Annotated in this window: 35 protein-coding genes and 2 tRNA genes; 12 read left to right on the top strand and 25 right to left on the bottom strand. The window is 63.7% G+C overall.

Annotation, left to right across the window (positions count from 1 at the left end; translation table 11 throughout):
- Positions 1-37: 37 nt before the first annotated feature.
- Together JG746_RS23900 and JG746_RS23905 are read left to right on the top strand one after the other, a co-directional pair.
- Positions 38-538, top strand: coding sequence for a hypothetical protein (locus tag JG746_RS23900; RefSeq protein ID WP_244730423.1), 501 nt, complete (start codon positions 38-40; stop codon positions 536-538).
- Positions 539-569: 31 nt separating this feature from the next.
- Positions 570-920 (top strand): hypothetical protein, encoded by a 351-nt coding sequence (locus tag JG746_RS23905; protein WP_202354962.1) that lies wholly within the window; start codon positions 570-572, stop codon positions 918-920.
- A 98-nt stretch (positions 921-1,018) separates the two neighbouring features.
- Here the strand turns inward: JG746_RS23905 and JG746_RS23910 are convergent, their stop codons facing one another.
- The 4 genes from JG746_RS23910 to JG746_RS23925 form a co-directional block, all read right to left on the bottom strand.
- Complete coding sequence (locus JG746_RS23910) at positions 1,019-1,234, bottom strand: hypothetical protein (RefSeq protein ID WP_202354963.1); 216 nt, start codon at positions 1,232-1,234, stop codon at positions 1,019-1,021.
- Between the two features lie 173 nt (positions 1,235-1,407).
- Positions 1,408-1,653 (bottom strand): hypothetical protein, encoded by a 246-nt coding sequence (locus JG746_RS23915; RefSeq protein WP_202354964.1) that lies wholly within the window; start codon positions 1,651-1,653, stop codon positions 1,408-1,410.
- A 136-nt stretch (positions 1,654-1,789) separates the two neighbouring features.
- Positions 1,790-1,866 (bottom strand) — tRNA-Arg (locus tag JG746_RS23920).
- Between the two features lie 46 nt (positions 1,867-1,912).
- Entirely contained in the window at positions 1,913-2,218 is a 306-nt protein-coding gene (locus tag JG746_RS23925; protein WP_202354965.1) for an ETC complex I subunit, read from the bottom strand.
- 125 nt (positions 2,219-2,343) lie between these two features.
- On the opposite strand from JG746_RS23925, the gene JG746_RS23930 reads away from it, so the two are divergent.
- Positions 2,344-2,420 (top strand) — tRNA-Pro (locus tag JG746_RS23930).
- A gap of 22 nt (positions 2,421-2,442) precedes the next feature.
- Here the strand turns inward: JG746_RS23930 and JG746_RS23935 are convergent.
- A complete protein-coding gene (locus JG746_RS23935) occupies positions 2,443-3,309 on the bottom strand; it encodes an NmrA family NAD(P)-binding protein (RefSeq protein ID WP_202354966.1) in 867 nt (288 codons plus the stop codon).
- 129 nt (positions 3,310-3,438) lie between these two features.
- Between JG746_RS23935 and JG746_RS23940 the strand changes: the two genes are divergently transcribed.
- Positions 3,439-4,341 (top strand): LysR family transcriptional regulator, encoded by a 903-nt coding sequence (locus tag JG746_RS23940; RefSeq protein WP_202354967.1) that lies wholly within the window; start codon positions 3,439-3,441, stop codon positions 4,339-4,341.
- 147 nt (positions 4,342-4,488) lie between these two features.
- Entirely contained in the window at positions 4,489-4,770 is a 282-nt protein-coding gene (locus JG746_RS23945) for a hypothetical protein (protein ID WP_202354968.1), read from the top strand.
- Positions 4,771-4,803: 33 nt separating this feature from the next.
- Here JG746_RS23945 and JG746_RS23950 read toward each other — a convergent pair whose 3' ends face one another.
- From JG746_RS23950 to JG746_RS23970, 5 genes are all read right to left on the bottom strand, one after another.
- On the bottom strand, positions 4,804-5,187 hold the full coding sequence (locus JG746_RS23950; protein WP_202354969.1) for a type II toxin-antitoxin system VapC family toxin: 384 nt from the start codon (positions 5,185-5,187) through the stop codon (positions 4,804-4,806).
- Complete coding sequence (locus JG746_RS23955; protein WP_202354970.1) at positions 5,184-5,441, bottom strand: type II toxin-antitoxin system Phd/YefM family antitoxin; 258 nt, start codon at positions 5,439-5,441, stop codon at positions 5,184-5,186. Before JG746_RS23955 ends, JG746_RS23950 begins: the two co-directional genes overlap by 4 nt.
- 294 nt (positions 5,442-5,735) lie before the next feature.
- Entirely contained in the window at positions 5,736-6,440 is a 705-nt protein-coding gene (gene hdaA, locus JG746_RS23960) for a DnaA regulatory inactivator HdaA (protein ID WP_202354971.1), read from the bottom strand.
- Positions 6,437-7,645, bottom strand: a complete 1,209-nt coding sequence (locus JG746_RS23965) for an AI-2E family transporter (protein ID WP_202354972.1) — start codon at positions 7,643-7,645, stop codon at positions 6,437-6,439. The genes hdaA and JG746_RS23965 overlap by 4 nt, the downstream gene beginning before the upstream one ends.
- Positions 7,617-8,174 carry a CDP-alcohol phosphatidyltransferase family protein gene (locus JG746_RS23970; RefSeq protein WP_202354973.1) on the bottom strand — a complete coding sequence of 186 codons (558 nt, stop codon included), beginning with the start codon at positions 8,172-8,174 and terminating at the stop codon, positions 7,617-7,619. The genes JG746_RS23965 and JG746_RS23970 overlap by 29 nt, the downstream gene beginning before the upstream one ends.
- Before the next feature lie 205 nt (positions 8,175-8,379).
- Here JG746_RS23970 and purM point away from each other — a divergent pair, with 205 nt between their 5' ends.
- From purM to JG746_RS23990, 4 genes are read left to right on the top strand one after another with little or no spacing between them, the layout of a single operon-like run.
- Complete coding sequence (gene purM, locus JG746_RS23975) at positions 8,380-9,504, top strand: phosphoribosylformylglycinamidine cyclo-ligase (protein ID WP_202354974.1); 1,125 nt, start codon at positions 8,380-8,382, stop codon at positions 9,502-9,504.
- On the top strand, positions 9,501-10,208 hold the full coding sequence (gene purN, locus JG746_RS23980) for a phosphoribosylglycinamide formyltransferase (RefSeq protein WP_202354975.1): 708 nt from the start codon (positions 9,501-9,503) through the stop codon (positions 10,206-10,208). Before purM ends, purN begins: the two co-directional genes overlap by 4 nt.
- A 12-nt stretch (positions 10,209-10,220) precedes the next feature.
- Positions 10,221-10,565 (top strand): hypothetical protein, encoded by a 345-nt coding sequence (locus JG746_RS23985; protein WP_202354976.1) that lies wholly within the window; start codon positions 10,221-10,223, stop codon positions 10,563-10,565.
- Positions 10,562-11,071 (top strand): SixA phosphatase family protein, encoded by a 510-nt coding sequence (locus JG746_RS23990; protein WP_202354977.1) that lies wholly within the window; start codon positions 10,562-10,564, stop codon positions 11,069-11,071. Before JG746_RS23985 ends, JG746_RS23990 begins: the two co-directional genes overlap by 4 nt.
- 46 nt (positions 11,072-11,117) lie before the next feature.
- On the opposite strand, the gene JG746_RS23995 is transcribed toward JG746_RS23990, so the two are convergent.
- The 5 genes from JG746_RS23995 to JG746_RS24015 form a co-directional block, all read right to left on the bottom strand.
- Positions 11,118-11,357: a DUF680 domain-containing protein gene (locus tag JG746_RS23995; protein ID WP_202354978.1), complete on the bottom strand. Its 240-nt coding sequence runs from the start codon at positions 11,355-11,357 to the stop codon at positions 11,118-11,120.
- 228 nt (positions 11,358-11,585) lie between these two features.
- A complete protein-coding gene (locus JG746_RS24000) occupies positions 11,586-11,819 on the bottom strand; it encodes a DUF680 domain-containing protein (protein ID WP_202354979.1) in 234 nt (77 codons plus the stop codon).
- 387 nt (positions 11,820-12,206) lie between these two features.
- A complete protein-coding gene (locus tag JG746_RS24005) occupies positions 12,207-12,434 on the bottom strand; it encodes a DUF680 domain-containing protein (RefSeq protein WP_202354980.1) in 228 nt (75 codons plus the stop codon).
- A 48-nt stretch (positions 12,435-12,482) separates the two neighbouring features.
- Positions 12,483-12,686, bottom strand: coding sequence for a DUF680 domain-containing protein (locus JG746_RS24010; protein ID WP_202354981.1), 204 nt, complete (start codon positions 12,684-12,686; stop codon positions 12,483-12,485).
- A 48-nt stretch (positions 12,687-12,734) separates the two neighbouring features.
- Entirely contained in the window at positions 12,735-12,938 is a 204-nt protein-coding gene (locus JG746_RS24015; RefSeq protein ID WP_202354982.1) for a DUF680 domain-containing protein, read from the bottom strand.
- A 478-nt stretch (positions 12,939-13,416) separates the two neighbouring features.
- On the opposite strand from JG746_RS24015, the gene JG746_RS24020 reads away from it, so the two are divergent.
- Both JG746_RS24020 and JG746_RS24025 read left to right on the top strand, forming a co-directional pair.
- Positions 13,417-14,094, top strand: a complete 678-nt coding sequence (locus tag JG746_RS24020; protein WP_202354983.1) for a response regulator — start codon at positions 13,417-13,419, stop codon at positions 14,092-14,094.
- Positions 14,091-15,449 (top strand): sensor histidine kinase, encoded by a 1,359-nt coding sequence (locus JG746_RS24025; RefSeq protein WP_202354984.1) that lies wholly within the window; start codon positions 14,091-14,093, stop codon positions 15,447-15,449. Before JG746_RS24020 ends, JG746_RS24025 begins: the two co-directional genes overlap by 4 nt.
- 13 nt (positions 15,450-15,462) lie before the next feature.
- Here the strand turns inward: JG746_RS24025 and JG746_RS24030 are convergent, their stop codons facing one another.
- From JG746_RS24030 to JG746_RS24055, 6 genes are all read right to left on the bottom strand, one after another.
- Complete coding sequence (locus tag JG746_RS24030; RefSeq protein WP_202354985.1) at positions 15,463-16,341, bottom strand: ABC transporter permease; 879 nt, start codon at positions 16,339-16,341, stop codon at positions 15,463-15,465.
- Between the two features lie 11 nt (positions 16,342-16,352).
- Positions 16,353-17,162: an ABC transporter ATP-binding protein gene (locus JG746_RS24035; RefSeq protein ID WP_202354986.1), complete on the bottom strand. Its 810-nt coding sequence runs from the start codon at positions 17,160-17,162 to the stop codon at positions 16,353-16,355.
- A 105-nt stretch (positions 17,163-17,267) separates the two neighbouring features.
- Positions 17,268-18,224: an ABC transporter substrate-binding protein gene (locus JG746_RS24040; protein ID WP_446721217.1), complete on the bottom strand. Its 957-nt coding sequence runs from the start codon at positions 18,222-18,224 to the stop codon at positions 17,268-17,270.
- 261 nt (positions 18,225-18,485) lie between these two features.
- Positions 18,486-19,262 (bottom strand): 4-hydroxy-tetrahydrodipicolinate reductase, encoded by a 777-nt coding sequence (gene dapB, locus JG746_RS24045; protein WP_202354988.1) that lies wholly within the window; start codon positions 19,260-19,262, stop codon positions 18,486-18,488.
- An 8-nt stretch (positions 19,263-19,270) separates the two neighbouring features.
- Positions 19,271-21,364, bottom strand: a complete 2,094-nt coding sequence (locus JG746_RS24050; protein WP_202354989.1) for an ATP-dependent helicase — start codon at positions 21,362-21,364, stop codon at positions 19,271-19,273.
- Positions 21,365-21,418: 54 nt separating this feature from the next.
- Positions 21,419-21,592 (bottom strand): hypothetical protein, encoded by a 174-nt coding sequence (locus tag JG746_RS24055; protein ID WP_202354990.1) that lies wholly within the window; start codon positions 21,590-21,592, stop codon positions 21,419-21,421.
- Positions 21,593-21,723: 131 nt separating this feature from the next.
- Between JG746_RS24055 and JG746_RS24060 the strand changes: the two genes are divergently transcribed.
- Positions 21,724-21,873: a hypothetical protein gene (locus JG746_RS24060; RefSeq protein WP_202354991.1), complete on the top strand. Its 150-nt coding sequence runs from the start codon at positions 21,724-21,726 to the stop codon at positions 21,871-21,873.
- Between the two features lie 28 nt (positions 21,874-21,901).
- On the opposite strand, the gene JG746_RS24065 is transcribed toward JG746_RS24060, so the two are convergent.
- The 4 genes from JG746_RS24065 to JG746_RS24080 form a co-directional block, all read right to left on the bottom strand.
- Entirely contained in the window at positions 21,902-22,102 is a 201-nt protein-coding gene (locus tag JG746_RS24065) for a hypothetical protein (protein WP_202354992.1), read from the bottom strand.
- 292 nt (positions 22,103-22,394) lie between these two features.
- Positions 22,395-23,555 (bottom strand): amidohydrolase, encoded by a 1,161-nt coding sequence (locus JG746_RS24070; protein WP_202354993.1) that lies wholly within the window; start codon positions 23,553-23,555, stop codon positions 22,395-22,397.
- A gap of 4 nt (positions 23,556-23,559) precedes the next feature.
- Positions 23,560-24,792, bottom strand: coding sequence for a Zn-dependent hydrolase (locus tag JG746_RS24075; RefSeq protein ID WP_202354994.1), 1,233 nt, complete (start codon positions 24,790-24,792; stop codon positions 23,560-23,562).
- Positions 24,789-25,997, bottom strand: coding sequence for a diaminopropionate ammonia-lyase (locus JG746_RS24080; RefSeq protein WP_202354995.1), 1,209 nt, complete (start codon positions 25,995-25,997; stop codon positions 24,789-24,791). The genes JG746_RS24075 and JG746_RS24080 overlap by 4 nt, the downstream gene beginning before the upstream one ends.
- Between the last annotated feature and the right edge of the window lie 81 nt (positions 25,998-26,078).

Below are 26,078 nucleotides of genomic sequence, written 5' to 3' on the forward strand. Positions count from 1 at the left end.
ACGATCGCCATTCCACCACAACAGAAAGGCGACCACGATGATCAACACTCCAGAAACCGCCGACACGGCGACAGCGGGGCCACCGGAACGCCGCCGACCTTACCTCACCGGCCTGTTTGCCGCCGGATTGATTGCATTCGGGCTGGTTGCCGGCGGCGCCGCCACGATGTTGGCGGCACCACGCGACAGCGTCATGCTGATGCAGCCGACAAGCATCGCCGCGCTTTCGCCCTACAGCACCGTCGCCGTCAAAGGCAAAGTCGCCGAGATCTTCGGGAACAAGTTCGTCATCGATGACGGCAGCGGCCGTGCACTGGTCGAAACCGGACGGCGCGGCGAAGGCGGCAAGCTGGTCGCCGCAGGCGAGACGCTGACCGTGCAGGGCCATTTCGACGACGGCTTCATCCATGGTGACTTGCTCGTCCATGCCGACGGCCGTGCCGAAAGCCTGCGGCCGCCGAGGCCAGGTCCCCGTGGCCTGCTCGACCGGCTGCATGGACCTGATGTCGAAACTGTCGCCCCTGGCGCGCCCGGCTGATCGCTTGACCCCACAAGATAAGGAAACAGACATGAAGAAAATTGTCCTGGCAGGCCTTGCCCTGACCTTGATGGCCTCGGCTGCCTTTGCTCAAGCCGACGCTCCGCCTCCGCCGCCTCAGACTGCAGTCGATTCCGCGGCTCCCGACAATGCGCCACCGCCTCCGCCACCACCTGGCCCGGACGGCATGCGCGACCGCCACGGACCGCCGCATGGCCGCGAAGCCGGCCCACCACCGCCGCCGCCATCAAAGGCAGCCCATTTTCGGCTGAGGCGCGGCGACGTGGAGATCGACGCCAAATGCGCTGACGACGAGACCATGAAGGCCTGTGCCGACACGGCCTCGCAATTGATCGACAAATTGGCGACGCTGCAGCGCTAGCGCTACGCGCATGTGCTAAAGGACGGCCGCCCAAAAGGCGGCCGTTCGGATTTCGCAGTTTTGAAAGCTTGGAAGGTTGGCTGATGGACCAGCCGCCATCAATTGGGCTCACCCAGCACGTTTACAACAAAGGACGCCGCGATCAGGTCGTCAGCATCAAGGCGTAGAGAGCCTTCGCCGCCCCCCATGATCGAAGCCACTTTCTGAAAGGTCTTCATCTCGTATTCGGTGATGCTGGCATCCTGCATTCTGGCCTTGAGTTCAGCGATGCGCCGCACCAATGCGGGGGAAGTTCCAATTTCACGTTTCGACATAGCCTCGTTTTCTCCTCCCCCAACCCGTGCTCGTTTGGCCCCGCCCCTTCGCCGGCCGCACATTGCCTTTTATGAGGCTCCGCGAATACAAGGCCCCGAACGCCTGATGTGGGCTAAGGTTCCCACCTCGGGGAATTACGAAATAATTCCTGGTCGCCCCACGCGGCGTTGCTCTATTGCCCCGCCGTCAGCACCAGTGTCGTAATGGAGTTGCGCGCCTCAACCCGCTCCAGACACCGATCCGGAATGTTCGGCCACGTCGCGGCGGCGCATTCCTTATCGGTGACGGCAACGGGTTCGCCGGGCTGGACGTCCGCCGCCTGAGTCGCCGTGGACGCGAAAAGAACGGTCTGCGTTATCAGAGCCGAGAAAACGGCAACCTGAAACAGCACGGCGGCGAAGGCGATCCTCTTGAGCATGCCAGGCAACGCGCAACCAGGCGCCAGGTTCCCGCGGGTCACGTCTGGCGGCGAGCGGCACCGTGCCGGCGCGGCAGAAGGTCAACCGACACGCCTGCAACAGGACGGAAACAACCTCGTAAAATCAGAGATTTATTGGCGATCCCGACAGGATTCGAACCTGTGACCATCGGCTTAGAAGGCCGGTGCTCTATCCAGCTGAGCTACGGGACCGCTGGCCGGCCAAAGGGGCCGGCTGGATATCTGGCGCTGGCGCCGATCAGTGCGTCCAGGGCGTCCTGCGGTCATAGCGGAAATTCTCCGCATAGGAAATCTGGCGGCGCTTGGTCTCTTTCGGCTCCTCGACACGGAAGGCAAGGCCTTCCTTTTCGGCGTAAGCCACGGCCTCTTCGCGCGTGTCGAAGGTAAGCCTGATCTGGCTTCTCATGTCTCCCGACGTCGTATAGCCCATCAAAGGATCGATCTTCTTGCGCATCGCGGGGTCGAATTCCAGCACCCAGTGGCCGGTCTTGGCCTTGCCCGACTGCATCGCGGTTTTGGCTGGGCTGAAAATGCGCGCGGACATGGCCACCTCATGGTTGTGCAAGGCGGCATCGCCGCCCCTTCGCCCGTCATTACTGCGCAATGGACATGGCGGCAAGGTTTTTGCACTTGCCATGTAACACCGAAATGAATAGGCAACAGACCGTTCGGAGTGTAGCGCAGGCTGGTAGCGCATCTGGTTTGGGACCAGAGGGTCGGGAGTTCGAATCTCTCCACTCCGACCATCCTCTTCATATCTGGCGCGACCTAGGCGCCCTCGCCCGCCACAAGCGCCGCAACCACGGCCGCCGCGGATATCGTGCCCTTGATCGTCCGCGTTTCGTCGGCGAATGCGATCCAGCCCTCGTTGAAGCCGTCCAGCATGCGCATGCGGGGCTGCGGGTTTCGCATGCCTTGCGAGCGGAAAAGCACCTCCCAGGTCTCGCGCGGCACCGGCGCGGCGCACACCGGTTTGCCGAGCACGGTCGTGAAAGCGGCGGCAAGGTCATCGGGCGATAGACGCTCCGGCCCCTCCAATTCGACGATGCGCGTGCCGCTCCAGTCCTGCCGGATAAGCGCCGCCGCCACCTGCCCGACATCCTGGGCGGCAACCATCGGCAGCGCCCTGTCCGTCGGCACGAGGAAGCTGTGGATGAGACCGGCCTCGCGCGCGGAGGTTACGTCCCAGGCGACATTGTCGAGGAACCAGGCTGGCCGGAGGATGGTGAGTGCCTGCGGGAGCGCTCTCAGCGCGGTCTCCATCATCGTGCGCTGCGACAGCAGATTGTCCTGAACCGCATCGGCGCCGACGGTCGACAGGCAGACGACCTTAACCGGCTTGGCGGCCCTCAGCGCCGTCACGACGCTGTCGATGACCGCCCGCGCTTCCGGATAGCCCGGCTCGGGATCGAACACCGGCGGCGGCAGGATGAACACGGCCGTTGCATCCTTGAAAGCCTGCGTCAACGCCTCTGCGTCCTCCATCGCGGCAATCGCGACTTCGCAGCCGAGTGCTGCCCATGGTTGGCCCTTCGTGGCGTCGCGCACAACAGCGCGAACGGGCTGGCCAGCGGCGAGCAGTGCGCGTGCCATGGCGCCGCCGACTTTGCCGGTAATGCCGGTGATTGCATACATGATCCGTCTCCATTTTTCTGGGTTCGCGCCTTTGCGGCACGGAATGGCGGATCTTTAGCTCGGCACCGACTGTTGCCGTGAGTGCTATTAAATCATATCATTGTTGATCTGAAATCAACGGATGAGCCAATGGCGTTCGACGGGCGTGTCATCTCCAATGTCGGCGTGCTGGCCGCGATCGCCGAAGGCGGCAGCTTTGCCCGGGCCGCCGACACGCTCGGCCTGTCACGCTCCGGCGTCAGCCGCGCGGTCTCGCGTCTGGAGGCCCGCGTCGGCGTGCGCCTGCTCGACCGGACGACGCGCGCCGTGTCGCTGACCGATGAGGGCCGCCGGCTTTACGCCGAGGTGGCGCCGTTGCTGACCGGCATAGAAGACGCGGTGACTGTCACCTCCGGCACGTCGGTCGCGGTGCGCGGCCGGCTACGCGTCAATGTCGACGCCTTCTTTTCGCGCCAGCTGTTCACGCCGCATATAGCCAAGTTCCTGTCGCTCTATCCGGATCTGTCGCTCGAGCTTGTCGCCAGGGATCAACTGGGGGATCTGGTGGCCGAAGGGTTCGACATCGCCATCCGCTTTGGGACGCCGCCCGTGTCATCGCTGGTGGCGAAAAAGCTCGTCGAGACCCGCACCGTCACGGTTGCCGCACCCGCCTATATCAAGGCACATGGCACTCCCACCGTCCCTGCCGATCTTGTCGGCCACGCCTGCATCCAGGTCCGCGATTCGCTGACCGGCCAGCCGATCGAGGAGTGGCGGTTTCGGCGCGGCGACGAGATCGTCGATGTCAGGACCACGGGCCGCCTGATGGTGACCGAGTTCGGCACCATGCTCGGCGCCTGCCTCGACGGCGTCGGCATCGCCAGGATCAAGGCGATTGGCGTGCAACACCTCATCCGGCAAGGCGCGCTGGTCGAGGTTCTGCCGGACTGGCACGGCGAGAGCTTCCCGCTCTACGCGCTCTACCCGTCGCGGCATTTGCCGCCGGCCAAGGTGCGGGCCTTCATCGACTTCGTGCAATCGCATCTCGGTTGACCAGGATCGCGGAACATTTTTTCGGCCGGCGCGCCGCCCCTGTTCACAGCTTGCCCTTGCACAGCGTGTGCTCGTCCACGTTTCACCATTTCAAGCTCGCATCCGCCGCTATCGCCGGCCTACACTCCCGTAAACTGGGGGGAGAAAATGCTTGGGATCGATGCCTGGGTATCGCTGTTCGGGCCAGCTTACTTCGCCTATGCAGGCGTGACGGTTCCCTTCATGGTGACTTGGGCGATCGCTTGCGCGGCGCTGGCGGCATGGAACAATCGCGAGAGCCGCAGACAGGCCAGGCTGGCCCCGGATACCGTCGCCGCTCGATCCTGGCCGGTCAGCATCGGGATTTTTGTGCTGATCGCAGCCTGCTATGTCGCCGCTCATTCGGCCGTCTACCTGCTGGTCCGACATTTCGTCAGGCTGTGGCTTTGAGCTTGGCCAAAGACATCTCCGGACGCGCGACGTTCAAAGCACGGCTTCGATGTCAGTCTGGGAAAAATCGCCTCCGACATAGAGCAGACGGCAAGCATGCTCATTCGCCACTTCATAGGAAAAGCAATCGCCGAAATTGAGTGCGGCCGGATGGATGCCCTTGCCCCATTGCGCATAGGCGTCGGCGATGCGCCGGGCTGAGGCCGGCGTCACTGCCACCACCTCGAAACCAAGCCCGTCAATCAGGCTGGCCAGCTCGGCGGCGATGCCACGATGGGCAGCAACGATCAGTGCCTCGGCCACAGTACCGGCAGAAATCAGCAAGTCGTTCTCGGCTTCGATCGCGGCCATGCAGGCGTCAGCCAGCGGTTCATCAAGCACGATCGCCATCAGCGCCGAGGTGTCGACCGCAATCATTCGGGCATGCCCTCATCGCCATAAAGGAAATCCTGGCTGCGGGCGGCGGATGGCCCGGCCTTCGCCTTAGCCACTCCCACCGCACGCGCCGCTTCCATGAGCGCCCGACGGCCTTTCCTGTCGGGCATTGCCTTGATGGGAACCAGCCGCACCGCGGCATGGCCGTGACGGGTCAGAATAACCTCGTCGCCTGCTTCCGCGCGGCGCACCAGTTCGGTCAATTGTCCCTTGGCGTCGGTGACGGATACCTGCATTGGGCACTCCGCATGGACCGTTTACCGGTCCAGGTTTCTATAAAATAGACCAGTTGATGGTCCATTTCAAGAGTCCGAGCAGAGGCAGAATGTCCGCGGCACGGGCGGTCACTCGATGCACTGAAGGTAAGCTCGCCGGGCGAGAACCCCAAACTCATTCCCGGCGAGCCTACAACCTGATTTGGAACGCAATCAGGACCGGGGTCAGCCGGCAAGCTGGTGAAGCAAGATAGATGCCAGCTTTTGTTTCCCGAAATGGGACACGCCCTGCGTTCACCTGTCGTTTGAGATTCCCTAAATCTCGAACTCGCGCTGTCCCTCATCCATGGCGTTGACGGTTTCGGCGGCAAGCGTGCGGGTGATCGGCATCTTGCGCTCGAGCGCGGTGCGGTCCAGCCGCTCCACCACGCGCATGGCTGTCGCCAGCGAGCGTTCGATGCGCCGCACCAGATACTGCACGACATGCGGTTCGACCTCGACCTGGCGGTCGGCGAACAGTTTGGTGATGACGCCGGCCAGCAGCAGGTCGTCGGGCTCGTGGATCTCGACGGTCGCCGCCGCCTTCAGCCGCGAGGCCAGATCGGGCAGCGACACGCCCCAGGCCGAAGGAAAACGCCGTGCGGTCAACAGCAGCGTCGAGCCGGCGCCGCGCACCGCGTTGATCAGATGGAACAGGCCCTGTTCGTCGACAGCGCCGGCATCGACATCGTCGATCAGCGCCGGCCGGGCGCCGAGACCGGCGATGCTGTCGCCGATACGCCGGGCGTCGACGGCAACCGCGTTGGCGCGCGCACGCCAGATGGCGGCCAGATGCGTCTTGCCAGAGCCGGCGGGACCTGCCAGCACCACCACCGGCGAAGGCCAGTCCGGCCAGCGGTCGACCAGTGCCGCCGCCTGGTTGTTGGTGCCGGAGACGACGAGTTCGTCGCGCGAATGGCCGGTGCCGTGGCCGAGATCGAGCGGCAGCTGGCGCGGCGGATCGGTTCGCTGGGCGGTCACTTCGAGCGACGCGGTTGCGTGCGGTGGCCGCCGCCACGATCGGCCGGCAGCGGCGGCGCGGGCTCGCTCGCGTGGCCCTTGTAGAGCGGCGATTCGAGATAGCGGGCGATGGCAAAGCGCACCAGAACGGCAACGGCGGCGGAAGCCGGAACAGCAATCAGCAAGCCGACGAAGCCGAACAGCGCGCCGAAAGCAAACAGCGCGAACATCAGCCATACCGGATGCAGGCCGACGCTTTTGCCGACCAGCCTGGGCTGCAGGATGTTGCCTTCGATGAACTGGCCGATGAAGAAGACCACGGCGACGGCGACGATCATCGTCCAGTCCGGCCAGAACTGGACTAAAGCGACGCCGACCGCCAGCACCAGCCCGGTCAGCGAGCCGACATAGGGGATGAAGGAGATCAAACCGGCGAAAAGGCCGATGAGGATGGCGAAGTTCAGCCCGGTCAGTGTCAAGCCGGTGGCATACATGGCGCCCAGCACCAGGCAGAGCGTGCCCTGTCCGCGCACGAAGCCGGCGGTCGCGGTGTTGATGTCACGCGCAATGGCGCGAACCGTCGCGACATTGTCGCGCGGCACCCAGCTGTCGATGACCGCCACCATGCGGTCCCAGTCGAGCAGCATGTAGAAGGCGACGACCGGCGTCACCACGAACAGGCTGATCACCGAGACCAGCGCCATGCCGGAACTCCACAGAGAGGTGAACACCGTTGTGATCAGGCCGAAGCCGGAGGTAAGCAGCGAATTCAGCCCGTCGCGCAAGCCATTGGCGTTGACGCCGAATTTCTGTTCCAGCCATTTCGGATCAAAGGAGGTGAGCAAGCTCTGCAACCGGGTCAGGTACTCCGGCAGCTTGCCCGCGAATTCCGACATTTGCGTTGCAAGCACCGGAACAAGGACGACGAAGGCCAGCACCAGCACGATGAGGAAGGTGATGAGGATGACCACAGTCGCCATGAAGCGCGACAGGCCGAGCCGCTGCAGCCGGTCGGCGACCGGATCGAGGAAATAGGCAAGCACCATGCCGGCGACGAAGGGCAGCAGGATGGCGCTGAATATATAGAGGAACAATGCAAGTCCGGCGACGCCAGCCACCCAGAACGAGATCTGCCGGCGGAACGCGGAGGCCGCGGCAAGATCGGCGGCCGCAGCCTCGATCACCGCCGCTTCCTTCTCAGATGTCCGGATTGGAGCCTTCGCCATAGCCGCTCATATGCCTTAGCCAAGCCACGAGATAGGCTGCGGCCGAAGCCACGGTCAAGACCCCGGACAGCAATATGAGGGCTGGCCGCAGAGGGTCGAGATGCACGGCAAAGGCAAGTTCGCCCAGCACGACCGCCGCCAGCACGATCTGGATGGCGGTATTGGCCTTCGACACCAGGAACGGTTTTATCTCGACCGGATGCGCCATCACCGTGGCCAACAGGACCGCGCAGACGATCAGCGCATCGCGTGACACCATGGTGACCACCAGCCACAGCGGCAACTGCCCGATGAAGCCCATGACGACGAACACCGAAACCAGAAGCAGCTTGTCGGCCATCGGATCGAGATAGGCACCGAGTTCGGACTGCTGGTGGAAACGGCGGGCGATGAAACCGTCGACGCCGTCCGAGACGCCGGCAATGACGAAGCCGGCAAAGGCCCAGTCCCAGCGGGCCTGCAGCATGGCCAGCACCACGGCAGGCACCAGGAGAAGGCGCAGGATGGTGATCAGGTTGGGGATGGTCAATGCATTGTCCCGCCGCGCGCTGTTGCGAAATAGATGAGGGAGACGGCAAGCCGAGACAAGGGACAGCCTGATCTGGACGCGAGCGCCAAACGCGGTGCCATTCTATCCACGCTTTTGTCAGGCCAAAAGACACTCGGCTCCGCCGTTATCCTTGCGGACCGAAACCGTTCATGCGAAGAGCCCGCAAACGAGCAGGAAAATTGCGATGAGCAAGCGTGACACCAGCCAGCGCAAAACGAGCCAGCCCAAAACGGGCCAGGACAAAACGGCCAAGCGCAGGAATGGGCTCACTTATGCCGAGGCCGGCGTCGATATCGATGCTGGCAATCTCATGGTCGAAAAGATCAAGCCGTTGGTGCGCGCCACGCGGCGGCCAGGTGCCGATGGCGAGATCGGCGGTTTCGGCGGCCTGTTCGACCTCAAGGCGGCCGGCTTCACCGATCCGGTGCTGGTTGCCGCCAATGACGGCGTCGGCACCAAGCTCAAGATTGCCATCGATGCCGGCAAGCATGACACGATCGGCATCGACCTCGTCGCCATGTGCGTCAACGACATCGTCGTGCAAGGGGCGGAACCGCTGTTCTTCCTCGACTATTTCGCCACCGGCAAGCTCGACCCCGACCAGGGCGCGGCAATTGTCGGCGGCATCGCGGAAGGCTGCCGGCAGGCCGGCTGCGCGCTGATCGGCGGCGAGACGGCGGAAATGCCCGGCATGTATCACGGCAAGGACTATGACCTCGCCGGCTTTGCCGTGGGCGCGGCCGAACGCGGCCAGCTTCTGCCCACCGACGATATCGTCGAGGGCGATGTGCTTTTGGGCCTCGCTTCCTCGGGCCTGCATTCGAACGGTTTTTCGCTGGTGCGCCGCATCGTCGCCGCCAGCGGCCTTTCGTGGAGCGATCCGGCGCCGTTCAACGACGAGGCGACGCTGGCCGAGGCGCTGCTCGAACCGACCCGCATCTACGTCAAGTCGATCCTCAAGGCCATCCGCAACACGCATGGCATCAAGGCGCTGGCGCACATCACCGGCGGCGGTTTCCCGGAAAACATTCCGCGCGTGCTGCCCAAGGATTTTTCGGCCGAACTCGATCTGGAAGCCATCGACGTGCCGGCGGTGTTCTCGTGGCTGGCCAAGACCGGCGGCGTGGCGCCGGAAGAGATGATGCGCACCTTCAATTGCGGCGTCGGCATGATCCTGGCGGTCGCTTCCGGCCAGGCGGCGCAGGTCGCCGCCGTGCTGCAGGAAGCCGGCGAGACGGTAACGCCGATCGGCCGCATCGTGCCGCGCCGCGACGCCGGCGTCATCTATCGGGGCTCGATCAGCCTATGAGCAGGAAACGCACGGTCGTCCTGATCTCGGGGCGCGGTTCCAACATGACCGCACTGATCGCCGCAGCCAGCGACCCGGCCTTCCCGGCCGAGATCGTCGGCGTGATTTCCGACAAGGCCGACGCCGCCGGCCTCGGCATCGCCAAGGCGCGCGGCATCGCCACCCAGGTCATTGCCCGAGCCGACCATGGCAGCAAGCAGGCGCATGACGCGGCGATCGACGCCGCGCTCACCGCCTTCAATGCCGAGATCGTGGCGCTGGCAGGCTACATGCGCATCCTCTCCCCTGGCTTCGTCCAGAAATGGCAGGGCCGCATGATCAACATCCACCCCGCCCTGCTGCCGGCATTCAAGGGTCTCGACACCCATGTGCGCGCGCTGGCCGCCGGTCTGCGCATCCATGGCTGCACCGTGCATTTCGTCACGTCCGAAATGGATGACGGACCGATCATCGCGCAAGCGGCCGTGCCGGTGATGGTCGGCGACAATGCCGATACGCTGGCTGCCCGGGTGCTGAAGGCCGAGCACCGGCTCTATCCGCTGGCGCTCGGGCTGGTTGCCGAAGGCAAAGCGCGCATGGAGGCCGGACGTACGGTGCTTGCCCACTTCGCCGACGACGCCGACAACGGCACCTCGGTGGTGATGGCGCCCGATCCGCTACGCGAGGAAGCCGACCTCGAGCATCTGGCGCGGATTACGCCCTGAGGGCCGAGGCCAATGGACGTTTTCGACAGTGCGATCCGGACGAAAGGCGACCTGGCCGGAGTCTTTGAGTATGACGAGGCCGGAGACCCGCGAAACGCCACTGCGTATTTTTACCTCTATCGAGCACAAGGCGACGAGTCAGGCTCCGTCGTTGATACAATTCACATACGATCGGGCGCCTGGGCCATCAGCGGATCGGATATCGTTGTCCGGTGGGATAAGGATGAGCGGCGTGTCGGGTTGTTCATCTTCGGTGCCCTTTCCGCAGCTTTCGACACGGAAGCCGGCACAAAGCACGGCGGCGGATATGGCAAAGACTTTCATGCCGACATCCCCTGGTCGGACTCAAATCGATGAAACAACTACTCCTTCTTCGCCACGCCAAGTCGAGTTGGGACGACCTTGCTCTCGATGATTTCGACCGGCCGCTCGCGCCGCGCGGATTGAAAGCGGCCAAATTGATGGGGCGCGAGCTTGCGGCGCGCGACTGGCTGCCGGATCAGGTGCTGGTGTCGTCGGCGCTGCGCACCCGCGACACCTGGCGGCTGGTCGCCCAAGAACTGCCGGCGCATCCCCGTCCCGTGTTTGCCGAGGCCCTCTACGAGGCTTCGGCGGCGGATATTCTGATCCAGATTCGTAAAGTCGACCCATCCAGCGGCTGCTTGGCGGTGGTCGGCCACAATCCGGGCCTGGAGGATCTTGCGAAACAGCTTGCCGGATCAGGCTCGGAGGCCAAGGCTCACAAGAGGCTGGAGGAAAAATTCCCGACGGCAGCCCTCGCGCGCTTTGTCTTCGACAGCGACTGGTCCGGCCTGTCGGTCGCAAGACTGACGCATTGCCTGCGCCCGAAGGATCTGAGCTAGCGGTCCTGCCGGGCATGCGGCGGGCAAGCCCGCCGCGCCCGAGACCTCAGTTGCCCCAGATACCCTGGCCGGATTCCGGCCAGTCGGTGTTGGTCTTCATCCTGGTGTCGGCTGCCGTGTGCCCGGCCACATCCGTGTTCTTGACCGCGCCGGTGACGGCATGATCCACGCCGGCGACCGAGGCTACCGGCTGATTGGCATTGTCGGAGCCATAATGGTCGCTGCCGGCAAAAGCGCCGCCGGTTGCAAGCAGGATGGCGGTGACAGCGATAGCAATCTTGTTCATTTCAATCTCCTGGTTCTTCCGTTGGGCGGCGTCTTGGGAGGACGGTTCCGCTGAAGATAAGACCCGAGGCCGTCCTGTTTTATTCCCGGAGGCGGAGCGCCCTCCTGCCGGTTGCGAAGACCGGCTGCTCAAACCGATGCCGGCCCATGCCTGCCCTGCGACGCAAAAAACAAGAGCGGCGGGTCAGACCCACCGCTCTTTGTCATCGAGGCCTGCTTGAGCGTTGGCTCAGTTACCCCAGATCCCCTGGCCGGAATCCGGCTGGACTGAATCGGGCGTCAGCTTGAAGCCGTGATGCTCTACCGGCTTGCGGATAGAAGCCGTATGGCTGTGGTCAATGTTGGCAGCGGGCGCTGTGACGGCCGGCTGGTTGACATTGTTGGAGCCATAATTGTCGCTGCCGGCGAAAGCGGTGCCCGTGGCAACGAGGATGGCAGCAGCGGTAAGTGCGATCTTGGTCATTTTCTTACTCCAGTATTCTTAAGTTCTGTCCGTCAAGTGGCGTGCCCTTGGGAGGAATTTCGCGTCGCTCGGACAGGCTGGAAATGGGTTTTTCGCTCGCCGACTTCCAATCACGAAGATGTTCCATCACGCGCCGGATCACGACCTTGAATTTCGGCAAATGGATCAAGTGTTTGAGACTTTATTTATAGATATCATATGGTTATCTGAAACCAACCATTGCACATTGTGGCGATTTGTGGAGCTCGCGTCGACCGTCCGCTCACGGGTCGTCAACATTATTTGAACCGATCGGTTCGATTTGCGATCGGTACGCCCGCATGCATAAAAAACAAGAGCGGCGGGCCAAGCCCACCGCTCTTTGTCGTCTTCCGGGGATTGAAGGAATTAACGGCCCCAGATGCCCTGGCCCGACTGAGCCGGCACGTTGGCATTGGCGTCGCCCTGTACCTTTACGGACTTCGCGATCGAACCGGTATGCGTGGTGTCGATGTCGGAGTACGACTGGCTGACAGCCGGCTGGTTGACATTGTTGGAGCCATAATTGTCGCTGCCAGCAAAAGCGGTGCCCGTGGCGACGAGGAGGGCGGCGGCGGTAAGAGCGATCTTGGTCATTTTAAGTACTCCTGAATTCAAGTTTGGGTTGGGTATCGGCAGTCGCGATCAGCGGCCGAAGAGGTTGCGGTCAGCGCCCTGCGGAGCCTGGGCCGGGACGGTCACGGTCGACTTCGAGGTCGAAGCGGTGACCGAATGGTCGACCGCAGCAGCGGGCTGATTGACGTTGGCCGAGCCATAATTGTCGCTGCCGGCGAAAGCGGTGCCCGTGGCAACGAGGATGGCGGCGGCGGTAAGAGCGATCTTGGTCATTTTAAGTACTCCTGAATTGAAGTTTGGATTGGGTATCGGCAGTCGCGATTAGCGGCCGAAGAGGTTGCGGTCAGCGCCCTGCGGAGCCTGGGCCTGGACGGTCGCGGTCGACTTCGAGGTCGAAGCAGTGACCGAATGGTCGACAGTGGCTGCGGGCTGGTTGACGTTGGCCGAGCCATAATTGTCGCTGCCGGCGAAAGCGGTGCCCGTGGCAACGAGGATGGCGGCGGCGGTAAGAGCGATCTTGGTCATTTTCTTTACTCCAGTATTTGTCTGTCTGTCCGTCTAGTGGCGTGCCCTTGGGAGGAATTTCGCGTCGCTCGGACCACCCCGAAGTAGGGAATGCCTTTTGCGATTACCAGTCGCGGCGGCTTTGCAGAATTTCCTTATATTATAGACAATGCATATTGCATTGCAGCAATTTCAACGCGATTTGTGCAATAATTTCAGCATATTAGGTTCGACGCCCCCAAAAAAACGGAAGGCTTTTGGAGGGCATTGTTCACTGTTTGCGATACAATCTGTCAATTAGAACCGAACCGTTCGGTTCGATTAATGCGTGAAAACAGATCGATTTGAAGACGCAACGGTACGCTGTTGTCCTCGGCCAAGACCGCATTTGTCTTGCGTTGGGATCGATACTGTCGCTCATTCAGGAGCGATCAGGGATGCCGTGGCCAATCAAGCTTCAGGTGTTCGGCTGGGAGATAGGGACCGGACCGCCAAAGAGATGCGACTGCTGCTTGTTGAAGACAATCGCGAACTGGCCGACTGGCTGGGCAAGACCCTGCGCCAGGCAAATTATGTGGTCGACATCGTCCATGACGGCGAGGATGTCGAGCATGCGCTGGCAGCGGGCGATCATGCGCTTGTCATCCTCGACCTGGCACTGCCGCGCATGGGCGGCCTGGAGGTGCTGCGCCGGCTGCGGGCGCGCGGCAACCGGGTGCCGGTGATCGTGCTGACCGCCAATGCCAGCCTCGACGGCCGGGTCAAGGGCCTCAATGAAGGCGCCGACGACTATCTGGCCAAGCCTTTCCAGATCGAGGAACTCGAGGCTCGTATCCGGGCACAGCTGCGACGCGCCAATGACCGGACCGCGCCTGTCGTTGCCTGCGGCGATCTCATCTTCGACACCAACACAAGGCTGTTTTCGCTCGCCGGTGAGCCACTGGCGCTCACCCCCCGCGAACACGCGGTGCTGGAGCAATTGATGGTGAAGGCCGGGCGCACGGTGAGCAAGGCAGCGCTTTCGGCGGCGATCTACGATTTCGAGACCGATGCCGACCCCAGCGCCATCGAGATCTATGTGCATCGCGTGCGCAAGAAGCTCGAAGGGTCGCGGGTCCAGATCGCCACCTTGCGGGGCCTCGGCTATCTCTTGCGCCACGACGATACGGCGCCATGAGGATTAACAGTCTCCGCTTGCAGCTGTTGGCCTGGGTTGTATTGCCGCTCGTTGGGCTCGTCACCATCAATCTGTGGACCAGCCATCGCAATGCGCTGGCGACCGCGGATCTCGTCACCGATCGCATGCTCATGGGCTCGGCGCGGGCCATCGCCGAACGTGTCGCCGTGAGCGAAGGCGTGCTCGACGCCACGATACCGCCGGCGGCGCTCGAGATGTTCGACACCGGTGACCGCGACAGCGTCTATTACCATGTCAAGGCTGCCGGAGGGCGGCTGCTGACCGGCTATCCCGACCTGCCGGAGGCGGTAAAGTATCCCGGCACCGAGGCCACCTATCGGGATCATCTGCTGAGATTGCTCACTTACAGCCATACTGTGGTCGGCGCCGGAGAGGACTCGCCGATATCCGTTACCGTTGGCGTCACGCTTGCCGGACACGATGCCATGGTCCGGCGTCTCTGGTTGGGCGCCTTTGCCCAGCAGCTGGCGCTGGTGGCGATTGCCGGCTTGTTCGTTCTGTTGGGCCTGCATCGTGGCCTTGCGCCTTTGATCCGGCTGCGCGACGCGGTGCGTTCGCCCAGCCGCAGCGATCTCGACCCGGTCGAGGTGCCGGGTGCTCAAAACGAGATCCGCCCGCTGATCGATGCCCTGAACGCCTATATGGCGCGGGTGCGGGCCCAGATGGCGGCGCAACGACGGTTCATCGCCAATGCCGCGCACCAACTTCGTACGCCCCTGGCGTTGCTGTCGACGCAAGCGAGCTATGCGCTTCGCGAAACTGTCCCCGATGCGCGCCAGGAGGCGCTGGTGGCGCTGCAAGCAAGCTCCGGCAGGCTGGCGCGGTTGGCCGAACAGTTGCTCACCCTGTCGCGGGCGGAACCGGGCAGCCGACGGCCGCGCGCCGACCGCATCGACCTGACCGTGGCCGCCCGAGACGTGCTGGAAACGCAAGCGCCGCTGGCAATCAGTCGCAACATCGATCTCGGCCTCGAGGAGACCGGCCCTGTGCCGGTCATCGGCGACGGCACCATGCTGCGCGAGATGATCGTCAATCTCGTCGACAATGCGGTGCGCTATTCCTCGTCAGGCGGCAGCGTCACGGTGAGGCTGGCGGCCGTCGACGGCGAAGCCCTGCTGACGGTCGCCGACGACGGACCCGGCATTCCCGTGGACGAGCGGGACCATGTATTCGAACGTTTCTACCGCATCGCCGGTTCGACCGAGGAAGGCAGCGGGTTGGGGCTCGCCATCGTGCGCGAGGTCGTCGAAAACGCCGGCGGCCGCGTCACCCTAGGGGATGGCGCGGCCGGCGGTCTGGTGGTTGAGGTCAGGCTGCCGCTGGCAAGCAGTTGAATTATGTCACCGCTCACTGCGTCTCGTGCAGCGGCTGGGGACGCCACTTCGCCAGGCGGTCCTCGACCATGGTCATCAGATATTCGGCACCGAGTGCCACCACCATGACGATGACGATCGCGGCGTACATGCCGGCGGCGTCGAAGGACCCCTTGGCGATGTTGATCAGCAGGCCGATGCCGAAGCGCGCACCAACGAACTCGCCGACGATCGCGCCAATGATGGCAAAGCCGAAACTGACATGCAGGCTGGCGAAGATCCAGCTCATCGCCGAAGGGACAATCACCGAGCGGGTCAATTGCCAGTTTGACGCGCCAAGGATGCGAGCGTTGGCGATCATGGCCCTGTCGGCTTCCCGCACGCCCTGGAAGGCATTGTGGAAGACGACGAAGAAAACCATCACGAAGGCAAGCGCCACTTTCGAGGCGAGGCCGAGGCCGAGGATCATGATGAAGATCGGCGCCAGAACCACGCGCGGAATGGAATTGATGACCTTGATGTAGATCGAGAAAATGTCGGCGGCCATCCGGTTGCGACCGAGCGCGACGCCGATGATGATACCAGCGACCGAACCCGTCACGAAGCCGATGACCGACTCCTCCATGGTGACATAGAGATGATACCAGAGAGGTCCCTCGGACGTTCCTTCGGTCGTCCATTCATAGAGCCGCTGCGCGATCGCGCTCGGCATTGCGTAGAAGAACGGATCGATCCAGGCCTTGCGCGCGGCGACTTCCCAAAGGCCGAGAAAGGCAAGGAGGATGGCGACCCGCCAGAACATCACGGTGTGGCGGCGATGCGTTGCCGCCTTCGCGGCGGCCGCTTCGATTTCGGCGTCTGAAGTGCCAGGCTTGAAAGCCCCTGCTCTGATGTCGATGGCGGCATCGGTCATGGCTTTCCTCCTCAGGCAGCGGCGCGCGCATAGCTGGTCTCGACCTCTTCCTTGAGGTCGGCCCAGATCGTGCGCGAATAGTTGATGAAGCTCTGCTCGTAGCGGATATCGGCGACGACGCGCGGGCGCGGCAGATCAATCGTGTAGACCGATTTTACCGTGGCCGGCCCGGCGGTCAGGACATAGACCTTGTCGGCGAGCGCAATCGCCTCTTCGAGATCATGCGTGACGAAGACCACGGAAGCCCTTGCCTGCGACCACAGGCGCAGCAGTTCCTCGTGCATCAGCACGCGCGTCTGTACGTCAAGCGCCGAAAATGGCTCGTCCATCAGGAGGATTTCCGGGCCGTTTATGAAGGTCTGGGCGAGCGCCACGCGCTTGCGCATACCGCCGGAAAGCTGGTGCGGATAATGGTGCTCGAAACGCGACAGGCCGACGCGCGCCAGCCAGTCGCGTGCCGCGGCCGTGGCATCCGACTTCGCCCTGCCGCGAAACAGCGGACCGGCCATCACATTCTCGATCACGGTTCGCCAGGGGAACAAGGCATCGCTCTGGAAGACAAAGCCGATGCGCGGGTCTATCCCCTTGACGGGGGCGCCCATGACCCGGACCTCGCCGGCACTTGGGCTTGCCAGTCCCGTTACGAGGTTGAGCGTGGTGGATTTGCCGCAACCGGTTGGACCGACAACGGCAACGAATTCGCCGCGCTCGACGGTCATGGTGAAATCGCGCAGCGCCGTCAGCGATTTGCCGGTGGGCGAGAGGAAGCGACGGCTGACATTGATCAGTTCGATCGCTGGTGTGGTCTTTTCAGGGGCCATGATGAAACTCCGGGTTCGAGCGAAAGCCCGCCGTCGGCCAAGGCCGTCGGACGTGAAAAATGACGGTTGCCGGCGCGATGTCGCGCATCGCGCCGGCATGGACCGCTACTTGGCGTTCTTGACGAATTCCGAGGTGTAGGTCTTTGAGAGGTCGATCTGCTTGCCCTGCAGTTCCTTCTTGAAGGCTGAAAGAACCGTCAGTACCGTCTCCGGGCCTCCTTCGGGCATGATCCCGTCGGGGGTGAACATCGCCTTACCGGCATCGAGGGCCTTCACGTAGCCCTCCTTGTCGCCGACATAGTAGTCCTTCGGCATTTTGTCGGCGATCTCGGCGCCGCTATGCGTGTTGATGAACTTCTGCGTCTTGACGAAGGCATTGGCCAGCTTCTGCACGATGTCCTTGTGCGCTTCGACCCAGTCGGTCTGCATATAGAGGGATGCGGCTGGGTAAGTGCCGCCGAGCGCGGCCTTGGTACCCTCCATTGTGCGCATATCGATAAGAACGGTCGCTTCGCCGGTTTTTAGCAGCCGGGTGATAGTCGGCTCGGTCGTCATGCCGGCCTGGATCTTGTCCTGCTGCATGGCGGCGATGAAGGTGGTGCCGGCGCCAACCGGTACCGAGGTGAAATCCCCGAGCTTCAAGCCATTCTTGATGGCAAGATATTCCGTAAGAAAATTCGTCGATGAGCCCAGGCCGGTCACGCCAAGGCTCTTGCCCTTGAAATCGGCGGGTGACTTGATCTCCGGATGTTTGGTCGAAACAAGCTCGACCTCGCCCGGCGCCTGGCTGAACTGGACAATGGATTCGACGAACTTGCCCTTCGCCTGCAGATCGATGCAGTGATCGTAGAAGCCGACAACCCCTTGCACGGCTCCGGCAAGCATCTCGTTTTCGGCGTCGACGCCGGCCGGTTCATTCAGCAACTCGACGTCGAGGCCCTCGTCCTTGAAGTAACCGAGCGCTTCGGTCAGTTTGGCGGGCAGATAGATCTGTTTTTCGTAGCCGCCAACCATGATGGAGATCTTTTCGTCGGCGCGTGCGGATGGCGCTGATAAGGCCATGATTGCGACGAGTGCGGTTGTGGCGGCAGAATCAAGCAGAATTCGCGCGAGCGACATGGCCTCTTCCCTTTGTTCGTTTCCCGCGCCCCTCTCTCTCCCATCGCTTTTGCGCGACAATATCGGGGCACCGGACAAGAGTTATGGCACCAACCTTTCATCCAGCTTTCAGGGTAAAGCCGAAAATGACGGCAAAGCCAACGGATCAGTAAGCCGCGGCCATCGGGCAGTCGGGGCGCCTTGAAAATGCACGCCGTGCCAAGTTCAGCGGTCAAACCCAAGCACGTCGCGCATATCGTATTCGCCGGGCGGGCGTCCCGACACCCAAAGTGCCGCGGCGATGGCGCCACGGGCGAACATGATGCGGTCGCCGGCAGTATGCGACAAGGTGACGAGCTCGCCTTCGGCACAGAAGCTGACGCTGTGTTCGCCGACGATGCTGCCACCGCGAACCACCGCAAAACCGATCTCGCCAGCCGGCCGCGCGCCGGTGACGCCGTCGCGGACGCGCCTGGCGACCGGCTCCAGTGCGACACCGCGTTCGCCGGCGACGGCCTGTCCCAGCATCAGCGCGGTGCCCGACGGCGCATCGATCTTGTGGCGATGATGCGCCTCGAAAATCTCGGCATCCCAATCCTGAGGATCAAATGCCCTCGCTGCCTGCTCGACCAACCCGACCAGCATGTTGAGGCCGAGCGAATAGCTGCCGGAGCGCACAATGGGAATCGTTTTCGCGGCGCCGGCGATGGCAGCCAGTTCGGCGGCATCGAAACCGGTGGACCCGATCACCAAGGCCGGTCCACCGCGCTTCGCGCAGAAGTTCGCCAGATCTGCCGAAGCGGCCGGCGTGGTGAAGTCGATCACCACATCGGCCATGGCAAGCGCCTCGTCGCGGCTCACCAGCCAGTCGCAGACACTGCCCGGACGATGGAAGCGGGCGGCAAGCGCCAGCCGCGGATCGGCCTGCACGGCCTCCGCCATCTGGCGGCCCATGCGGCCGAGCGCGCCGGCGATGGCAATCCGGATCGGCGGTTGCGCCATGGCGTCGGCTATTTCCACATGCCGCGCATGCGCGCGCCAATATCGACGCGCACCTCCGGCCGGGGCGTCCTGCCCTCAGCCGCTTGCGCGCCCGGCCACGACATCTGCTGGAACGCGCCAAGGATCGAGGCCGGAATGAAGCGGGTGCGCGAGGCGTAGAGATGGCGGTCGCCGCGCGCGGCCTGGCCGTGCGGAAAGAAGCGCTGCGGCATGACGAGATTGAGGCTGTCCTTGGCCCGCGTCATCGCCACGTAGAGCAGCCGGCGTTCCTCCTCGATGTCCTCCTTGGTGCCGACGCCGAGATCGGCTGGAATGCAGCCATCGACGGTGTTGAGCACGAAGACGTTCTTCCACTCCTGGCCCTTGGCCGAATGGATGGTCGACAGGATCAGATAGTCCTCGTCGCGATGCGGCGGTCCGGCCTGGTCGCTGGTCGCATCCGGCGGATCGAGCGTCAATTCCGTCAGGAACCGCTCGCGCGAGGCGTAGCCCGAGCCGATCTGCTCGAGCTGCAAGAGGTCGGCGCGGCGCGTGATGGCGTCCTCATGGATACGTTCCAGATGCGGCTCGTACCAGAGCCTGACCTGTTCAAGATCGGCCGGCCATTTGGCGCCGGCCCGCAGGCCGGAGTAAAGCGAGACAAAGGCCGGCCAGTCATCGGCGGCACGTTGCGGCGGGCGCCAGCCGGCCAGCCCCATCGCCTCGTCCAGCGCCGTGGTCATCGTCTCGACAATCTGCGCGGCGGCCGAAGGGCCGATCCCCGGCATCAGCTGCAGCACGCGGAAACCGGCGACGCGGTCGCGCGGATTTTCGGCAAAGCGCAACACCGCCAGCACATCCTTGACATGGGCGGCATCGAGGAATTTCAGCCCGCCGAATTTGAGGAAGGGAATGTTGCGCCGCGTCAGCTCGATTTCCAGCGGCCCGCTGTGATGCGAAGCGCGAAACAGCACCGCCTGCGATTTGAGCGCCGTGCCGGCCTCGCGCTCGGCCAAGATCGTGTCGCAGACGAAGTTCGCCTGCTCGACCTCGTCGCGCACGGTGACCAGCCTTGGCTTGTCGGTGGATTTGCGCTCTGACCAGAGGTTCTTGGTGAAGCGTTCGGAGGCCTCGCCGATCACCGCATTGGCGGCGGCCAGAATGGTCTCTGTCGAGCGGTAGTTGCGCTCCAGCATCACCACATCGGCGGCCTGTGGGAATTGCTTTGGAAAATCGAGGATGTTGCGCACCTCGGCGGCGCGGAACGAATAGATCGACTGCGCATCGTCGCCAACCACCGTCAGCCCGGCGCCGTCGGGCTTCAGCGCCATCAGGATCGAGGCTTGCAGCCGGTTGGTGTCCTGGTATTCGTCAACCAGCACATGGTCGAATCGACCGCCCAGATGCGCCGCGATTTCCGGCTCGGCCGTCATCTGCGCCCAGTAGAGCAGCAGATCGTCGTAATCGAGCACGTTCTGCGCTTGCTTGGCCTCGACGTAACCGGCGAACAGCTGCTTCAATTGCTCGGCCCAGCCGGCGCACCAAGGGAAGGCGGATCCGAGCACCTCGCCAAGCGGCGCCTGCGCGTTGACGGCGCGCGAATAGATGGCAAGGCAAGTGCCCTTGGTCGGGAAGCGCGCCTCCGTCTTGGAGAAGCCGAGCTCGTGGCGCACGAGATTCATCAGGTCGGCGGAATCCTCACGGTCGTGGATGGTGAAGGCCGGGTCGAGGCCTATCTCCAGCGCGTAGTCGCGCAACAGCCGTGCGCCGATGCCGTGGAAGGTGCCGGCCCAGGCCAGCGCATCGGTGATGACGGCGGCGTCGCGGCCGAGCACCTCGCCGGCAATGCGCTCGACGCGCTTGGCCATTTCGGAGGCGGCGCGCCGCGAAAAGGTCATCAGCAGGATGCGGCGCGGATCGGCGCCCCTGACGATGAGATGGGCGACGCGATGCGCCAGCGTGTTCGTCTTGCCCGAGCCGGCGCCGGCAATGACCAGCAACGGCCCGGCGATCTTGCCGTCACCATGCTCGACCGCCTGGCGCTGGGCGTCGTTCAACCGCGCGAGATAGGCGGGCGCGACAGTCGATTCCAAAAAGGTCGAATCATGGGCGGCGAGGTTCATCGCCCATCAAGCATCGTTTCCGCTTTGTTCGCAACAAGGAAGCGGCACGACGAATTATCTTCCGGGATCGACACCCATGGCCGCCGATTGGCGGCGCAGAGCGTCGCGGTCACTTCTCGATGCGGGCAGCAACAGCGGATCGATGTCGCCTGGCACGTCATCGATCATCCTGCGTGCGAGGCGGTAGGCGAGGAAGGCAAAGGCGCCTGTCAGAAAGAAACGGATCATGCTGCGGTCCTCCTTTGGATGAGGGTCAACCGGAAACATGACGGTTTGTTCCATCACGCGAAGCTCGCAACCAAACCGAAATCGCCTCGTTTTGAGATTGGCGGCGCGTTGTCCGGTTGGAGACGATAGCGATGAAAAAGCTAGGATTTGGCCTCGTTCTGGTGGCTTTGGCTGTCTCGGCCTGCGACAACAAACTGCCGCCGACAAAGGCTCCCGGCGCCGAACAAAGCGCCTATGTCGTCAGCAATCCTGTCGTGACCGCAGGGACTTCAGGCAAATGAGAATGGTCCGTATGGCGCAATTCGAACCTCAGCACATCGACGCGATGCACTCCTCAAGCCGCTCGAGGCGGAACTTTGCGTTGCGCAGTTCGTGCCCGGCCTCGTGCCGCTGCTGCCGGCCCTGGGACGGAGACGCCGCCGTGAGGTTTCTTTCGAGTTCGGCGATGCGCACGCGCATCTGCCGCGCCTCATCCTGACGCAACGCCTTTATCCAGCCCCGCCCGCGCATCCGTCTTCCCGCAAACACCCCAAAAGACCGGCGGCTTCTATGCCAGAAAGACCCTAACTTCCGGCAAGTGCGAACATTCTAACTTTAATGAATACTAAATTAGAAAAGCAGGTGCCAAGGGAAGAAGGCCGGCGCCGCTTGGGAGGAGAAGGCGCCGGCCAAGCGGATAAATCAGGTCCGCCGCAGGACGAAAGTTAGCTGAGTCTTGCCGCGACGTCATGCGGGATCGCGGATTTCGGCCTTTTCCGGGCGTTTTTCCCGCCAAAAGCGCATGGAGTGGATCAGTCGCCTGTCAAATTCCGAGCCGCTGCCTGGCGACGGCCGCATGGAAACTGGCGCCGAAGACCAGCCCGTCATCATTGAAATCATAGCTGGAATTGTGCAGCGGCGCGGAGGCCTCGCCATTGCCGAGGAAGACGAAGCAGCCCGGCACGTGGTCGAGGAAGCGGGCAAAATCCTCCGACGCCGTCATCGGCTCGCGGGCGACAGTGATATTGCCGGGCTCGAAAACGTTCCTGGCTGCCGCGAAGGCCGCTTCGACCAGTTCGGCATCGTTGCGCAAAGGCACGAACTCTCTGCTGTAGGTGACCTCGGCGGCGACGTTGTAGGCGGCAGCGCTACCCTCGGCGATGACGCGCATCTGCCGCTCGATCGCCGCGCTGACCTCGGGGCGGAAGCTGCGCGCATCGCCAAGGATGCGGGCAAGACCGGGCAGCGCATTGCGCGTGCCGTCGGTGATCAGTTCGGTCACCGAAACCACCGCTATGTCGGCCGGGCTCAGGCGGCGTGAGACGATAGTCTGCAGATTGGTGACCAGCGCGCAGGCGGCGACCAGCGTTTCGTTGCCCGCATGCGGCCGCGCCGCTTGACCGCCGAGACCCTTGAGGACGATCTCGAAATTATCCTCGGCCGACATTATGGGGCCGGCGCGGGTCTCGAAGTGGCCAATGGGAAGGCCGGGCATGTTGTGCAGGCCAAATATCTCGTCGAAGGGGAAGCGCTGCATCAGGCCATCGTCAAGCATGGCCAGCGCGCCCCTGCCCCACTCCTCGGCCGGCTGGAAGATGAAGCGCACGGTGCCGTCGAAACCACCCTCGGCGGCCAGCAGCTTTGCCGCGCCAAGCAGCATGGCGGTGTGGCCGTCATGGCCGCAGGCGTGCATGATTCCGGGATTGCCGGAGCGGTAAGGCGCGCTCGATTGCTCCGCTATGCGCAGCGCGTCCATGTCCGCCCGAAGCGCGATCGCCCGATTGCCGGTGCCGCGCTTCAGCGTGCCGACGACGCCGGTGCCACCGACACCCTCGGCAACATCGTCCAGGCCGAATTCGCGCAGCTTGGCGGCAACGAAGGCAGCGGTGCGTTTCTCCTCGAAGCCGAATTCGGGGTGCGCGTGCAAGTCGCGCCGCCAAGCAGTCATCTCCCGCTTCAGCGTTTCGGAATCGAGTTCAGCCATGTCTTCAGTCCTCGAGCTCGGCAAGTTCGGTGACGACATCAAGCAGGATGTTGGCGCCGGCAACAAGCTCGACATCCCCGGTGTGCTCATGCGGGCTGTGACTGATGCCGCCGGCGCTCGGCACGAAGATCATCGCCGCCGGCGCGATGCGCGCGATCATCTGCGCGTCGTGGCCGGCGCCCGAGGTCATCCGCCGCGAGGCAAGCCCGCGTTTCCTGGCGGCGGCCTCGATCAGCTCGACGACCCGCCCGTCGAAGATGACCGGCTCGAAGCGCGCCAGCCTTTCGACCGTCACGGTGATGCCTTCGGCGGCGAGCTGGTCCAGAAAGACAGCCAGCGCCGCCTCTTGGTCCTGCAAGCGCTGCTCGTCGGGATCGCGCAGGTCGACGGTGAAGACGGCGCGCGATGGGATGACGTTGATGGCGTTCGGCTCAAGGCGCATCGTGCCCACGGTGACAACCGTTGGCGAATTGGCCGCCGTCGCCCGGTCATGCAGGAAGGTGACGACACGTGCCGCGGCATATCCTGCGTCGCAGCGCATCGACATCGGCGTAGTGCCGGCATGGTTGGCGACGCCGTCGAGGGTGATGCGCTGCCAGGAGATGCCTTGCAGGGTTTCCACCGCGCCGATCGGAATGCCTTCGCGCTCCAGAACCGGCCCCTGCTCGATGTGCAGTTCGACATAGATGTGCGGTTTGAGGGAGCCGGGTTCGCGCTCGCCCGCATAGCCGATGCGAGCGAGTTCCTGCCCGAGCGTGCTGCCGTCCGTGCCGACAGCGGCGAGTGCCGCCTCGACATCGACGCCACCGGCATGGACCAGCGACCCCATCATGTCGGGAGAGAAGCGCACGCCTTCTTCATTGGTGAAGGCCGCGACGGCGAGCGGGCGCGACGGCGAGACGCCCGAGGCCTTCAGCGTCTCGATCACTTCCAGCCCGGCAAGCACGCCGTAGCAGCCGTCATAGATGCCGGCGTCGATGACCGTGTCGATATGCGAACCGATGAGCAGCGGTGCCTCGCCTGCATTGTCCGTGGTTTGCCAGATACCGAAAATGTTGCCGATGCGGTCGATGACGACATCGAGCCCGGCCTGCCGCAGCCAGCCGACGAAGAGGTCGCGGCCCTGCCTGTCCGTGTCGGAGGCGGCCAGCCGGGTCAGCCTGCCCTCGCCGTCGCGGCCAACGGCGCCGAGTTCGCGGATGCGGCCAAGCAGGCGCCGTGCATCGATCGCGATCATGGTGTCGCCTCGGCGGCGAGTTTGCCGGCCAGCACATCGGCCGAGCTCATGCCGACGAGTTCCGCATAGCGATGCGGGTCCGTGGCGCCTTCGGTGTTGATCACCAGCACGCGGGATTTGCCGTCGATGGCAAGATCGGCCTTGTTTTCGGCCACCGCCCGGATCAGGCCGGCAAGGCCGACGCCGCCGCTCTCGCCGGCGATGATCACCGGATCGCGGCCGGCCGGCCGGGCCAGCCGCCGCATCACGGCGATGGCGTCCTCCTCGTCCACGGTCATGAAGGCATCGGCGGCGCGCGCCAGCACGCGCCAGGCGACCTGCGAGGCTTCGTAGCATTCGAGCATGGCCATGACCGTCGGCTGGTCGTGCGCCACCTTGACCACACGCCCTTCCACAGCGGCTGCGACAATGCATGCGGCACGCGCGGGCTCGACGACGATGAAGGTTGGCCTGGCGTCGCCAAGCACGATGGCGAGATGGCCGGCCACCGCGGCGGCAATGCCGCCGACGCCGGCCTGGACGAAGACGTGGGTCGGCGGTTCGCTGAGCTGACGCAGCGCTTCGCGCACGATCGCCGTATAGCCCTGCATCACCAGGCCCGGGATGCGCTCATAACCCGGCCATGACGTATCCGACACCACGGTCCAACCCTTCTCGGCCGCGACCTGCGCAGCTTGCCTGACCGAATCGTCATAATTGCCGTCGACGCGAACCATCTCGGCGCCGTAGCGGGCGATTGCCGCGATGCGCTCGGCGCTGACGCCGGCATGGACGAAGATCACGGCCTTGGCGCCGGCAAGCTCGGCGCCTTGCGCGACGGAGCGGCCGTGATTGCCGTCGGTGGCGCAGGCAAAGGTCATCTTTGCGGCGACCGAGCGGACATCTGGCCGATCGAGATCCTCGACATCGACGGGGCGGCCAAGGCGCTTGCCTGCCTCTTCCAGGACAAGGCGGAAGACGGCATAGGCGCCGCCCAGCGCCTTGAAGCTGCCGAGGCCGAGACGAAAGCCCTCATCCTTGACGTGGATGGCGCCAACTCCGAATTCCCTCGCCAGCGCCGACAGCGCGTGCAGCGGCGTCATCGCATGATTGTCGCGATGGGCAAGGAAGCGTTCGACCGTGTCGGCGCCGGCAATCCCAAGGGTTTCGGCATCGGCCGCATCAAGCGGCTTGCCGTGCAAGGCATTGCGATTGGGCAGGAACATTCGTGGCCCCCTTGGCAGTCAGCGAGACCATATTGCAGGACAGACGCAAAGAGCGCTGTAATTGGCCCTGCGAAATGCAAG

This window comes from Mesorhizobium sp. 113-3-3 (genome assembly GCF_016756495.1).
In the GTDB taxonomy this organism is placed as follows: Bacteria; Pseudomonadota; Alphaproteobacteria; order Rhizobiales; family Rhizobiaceae; genus Mesorhizobium.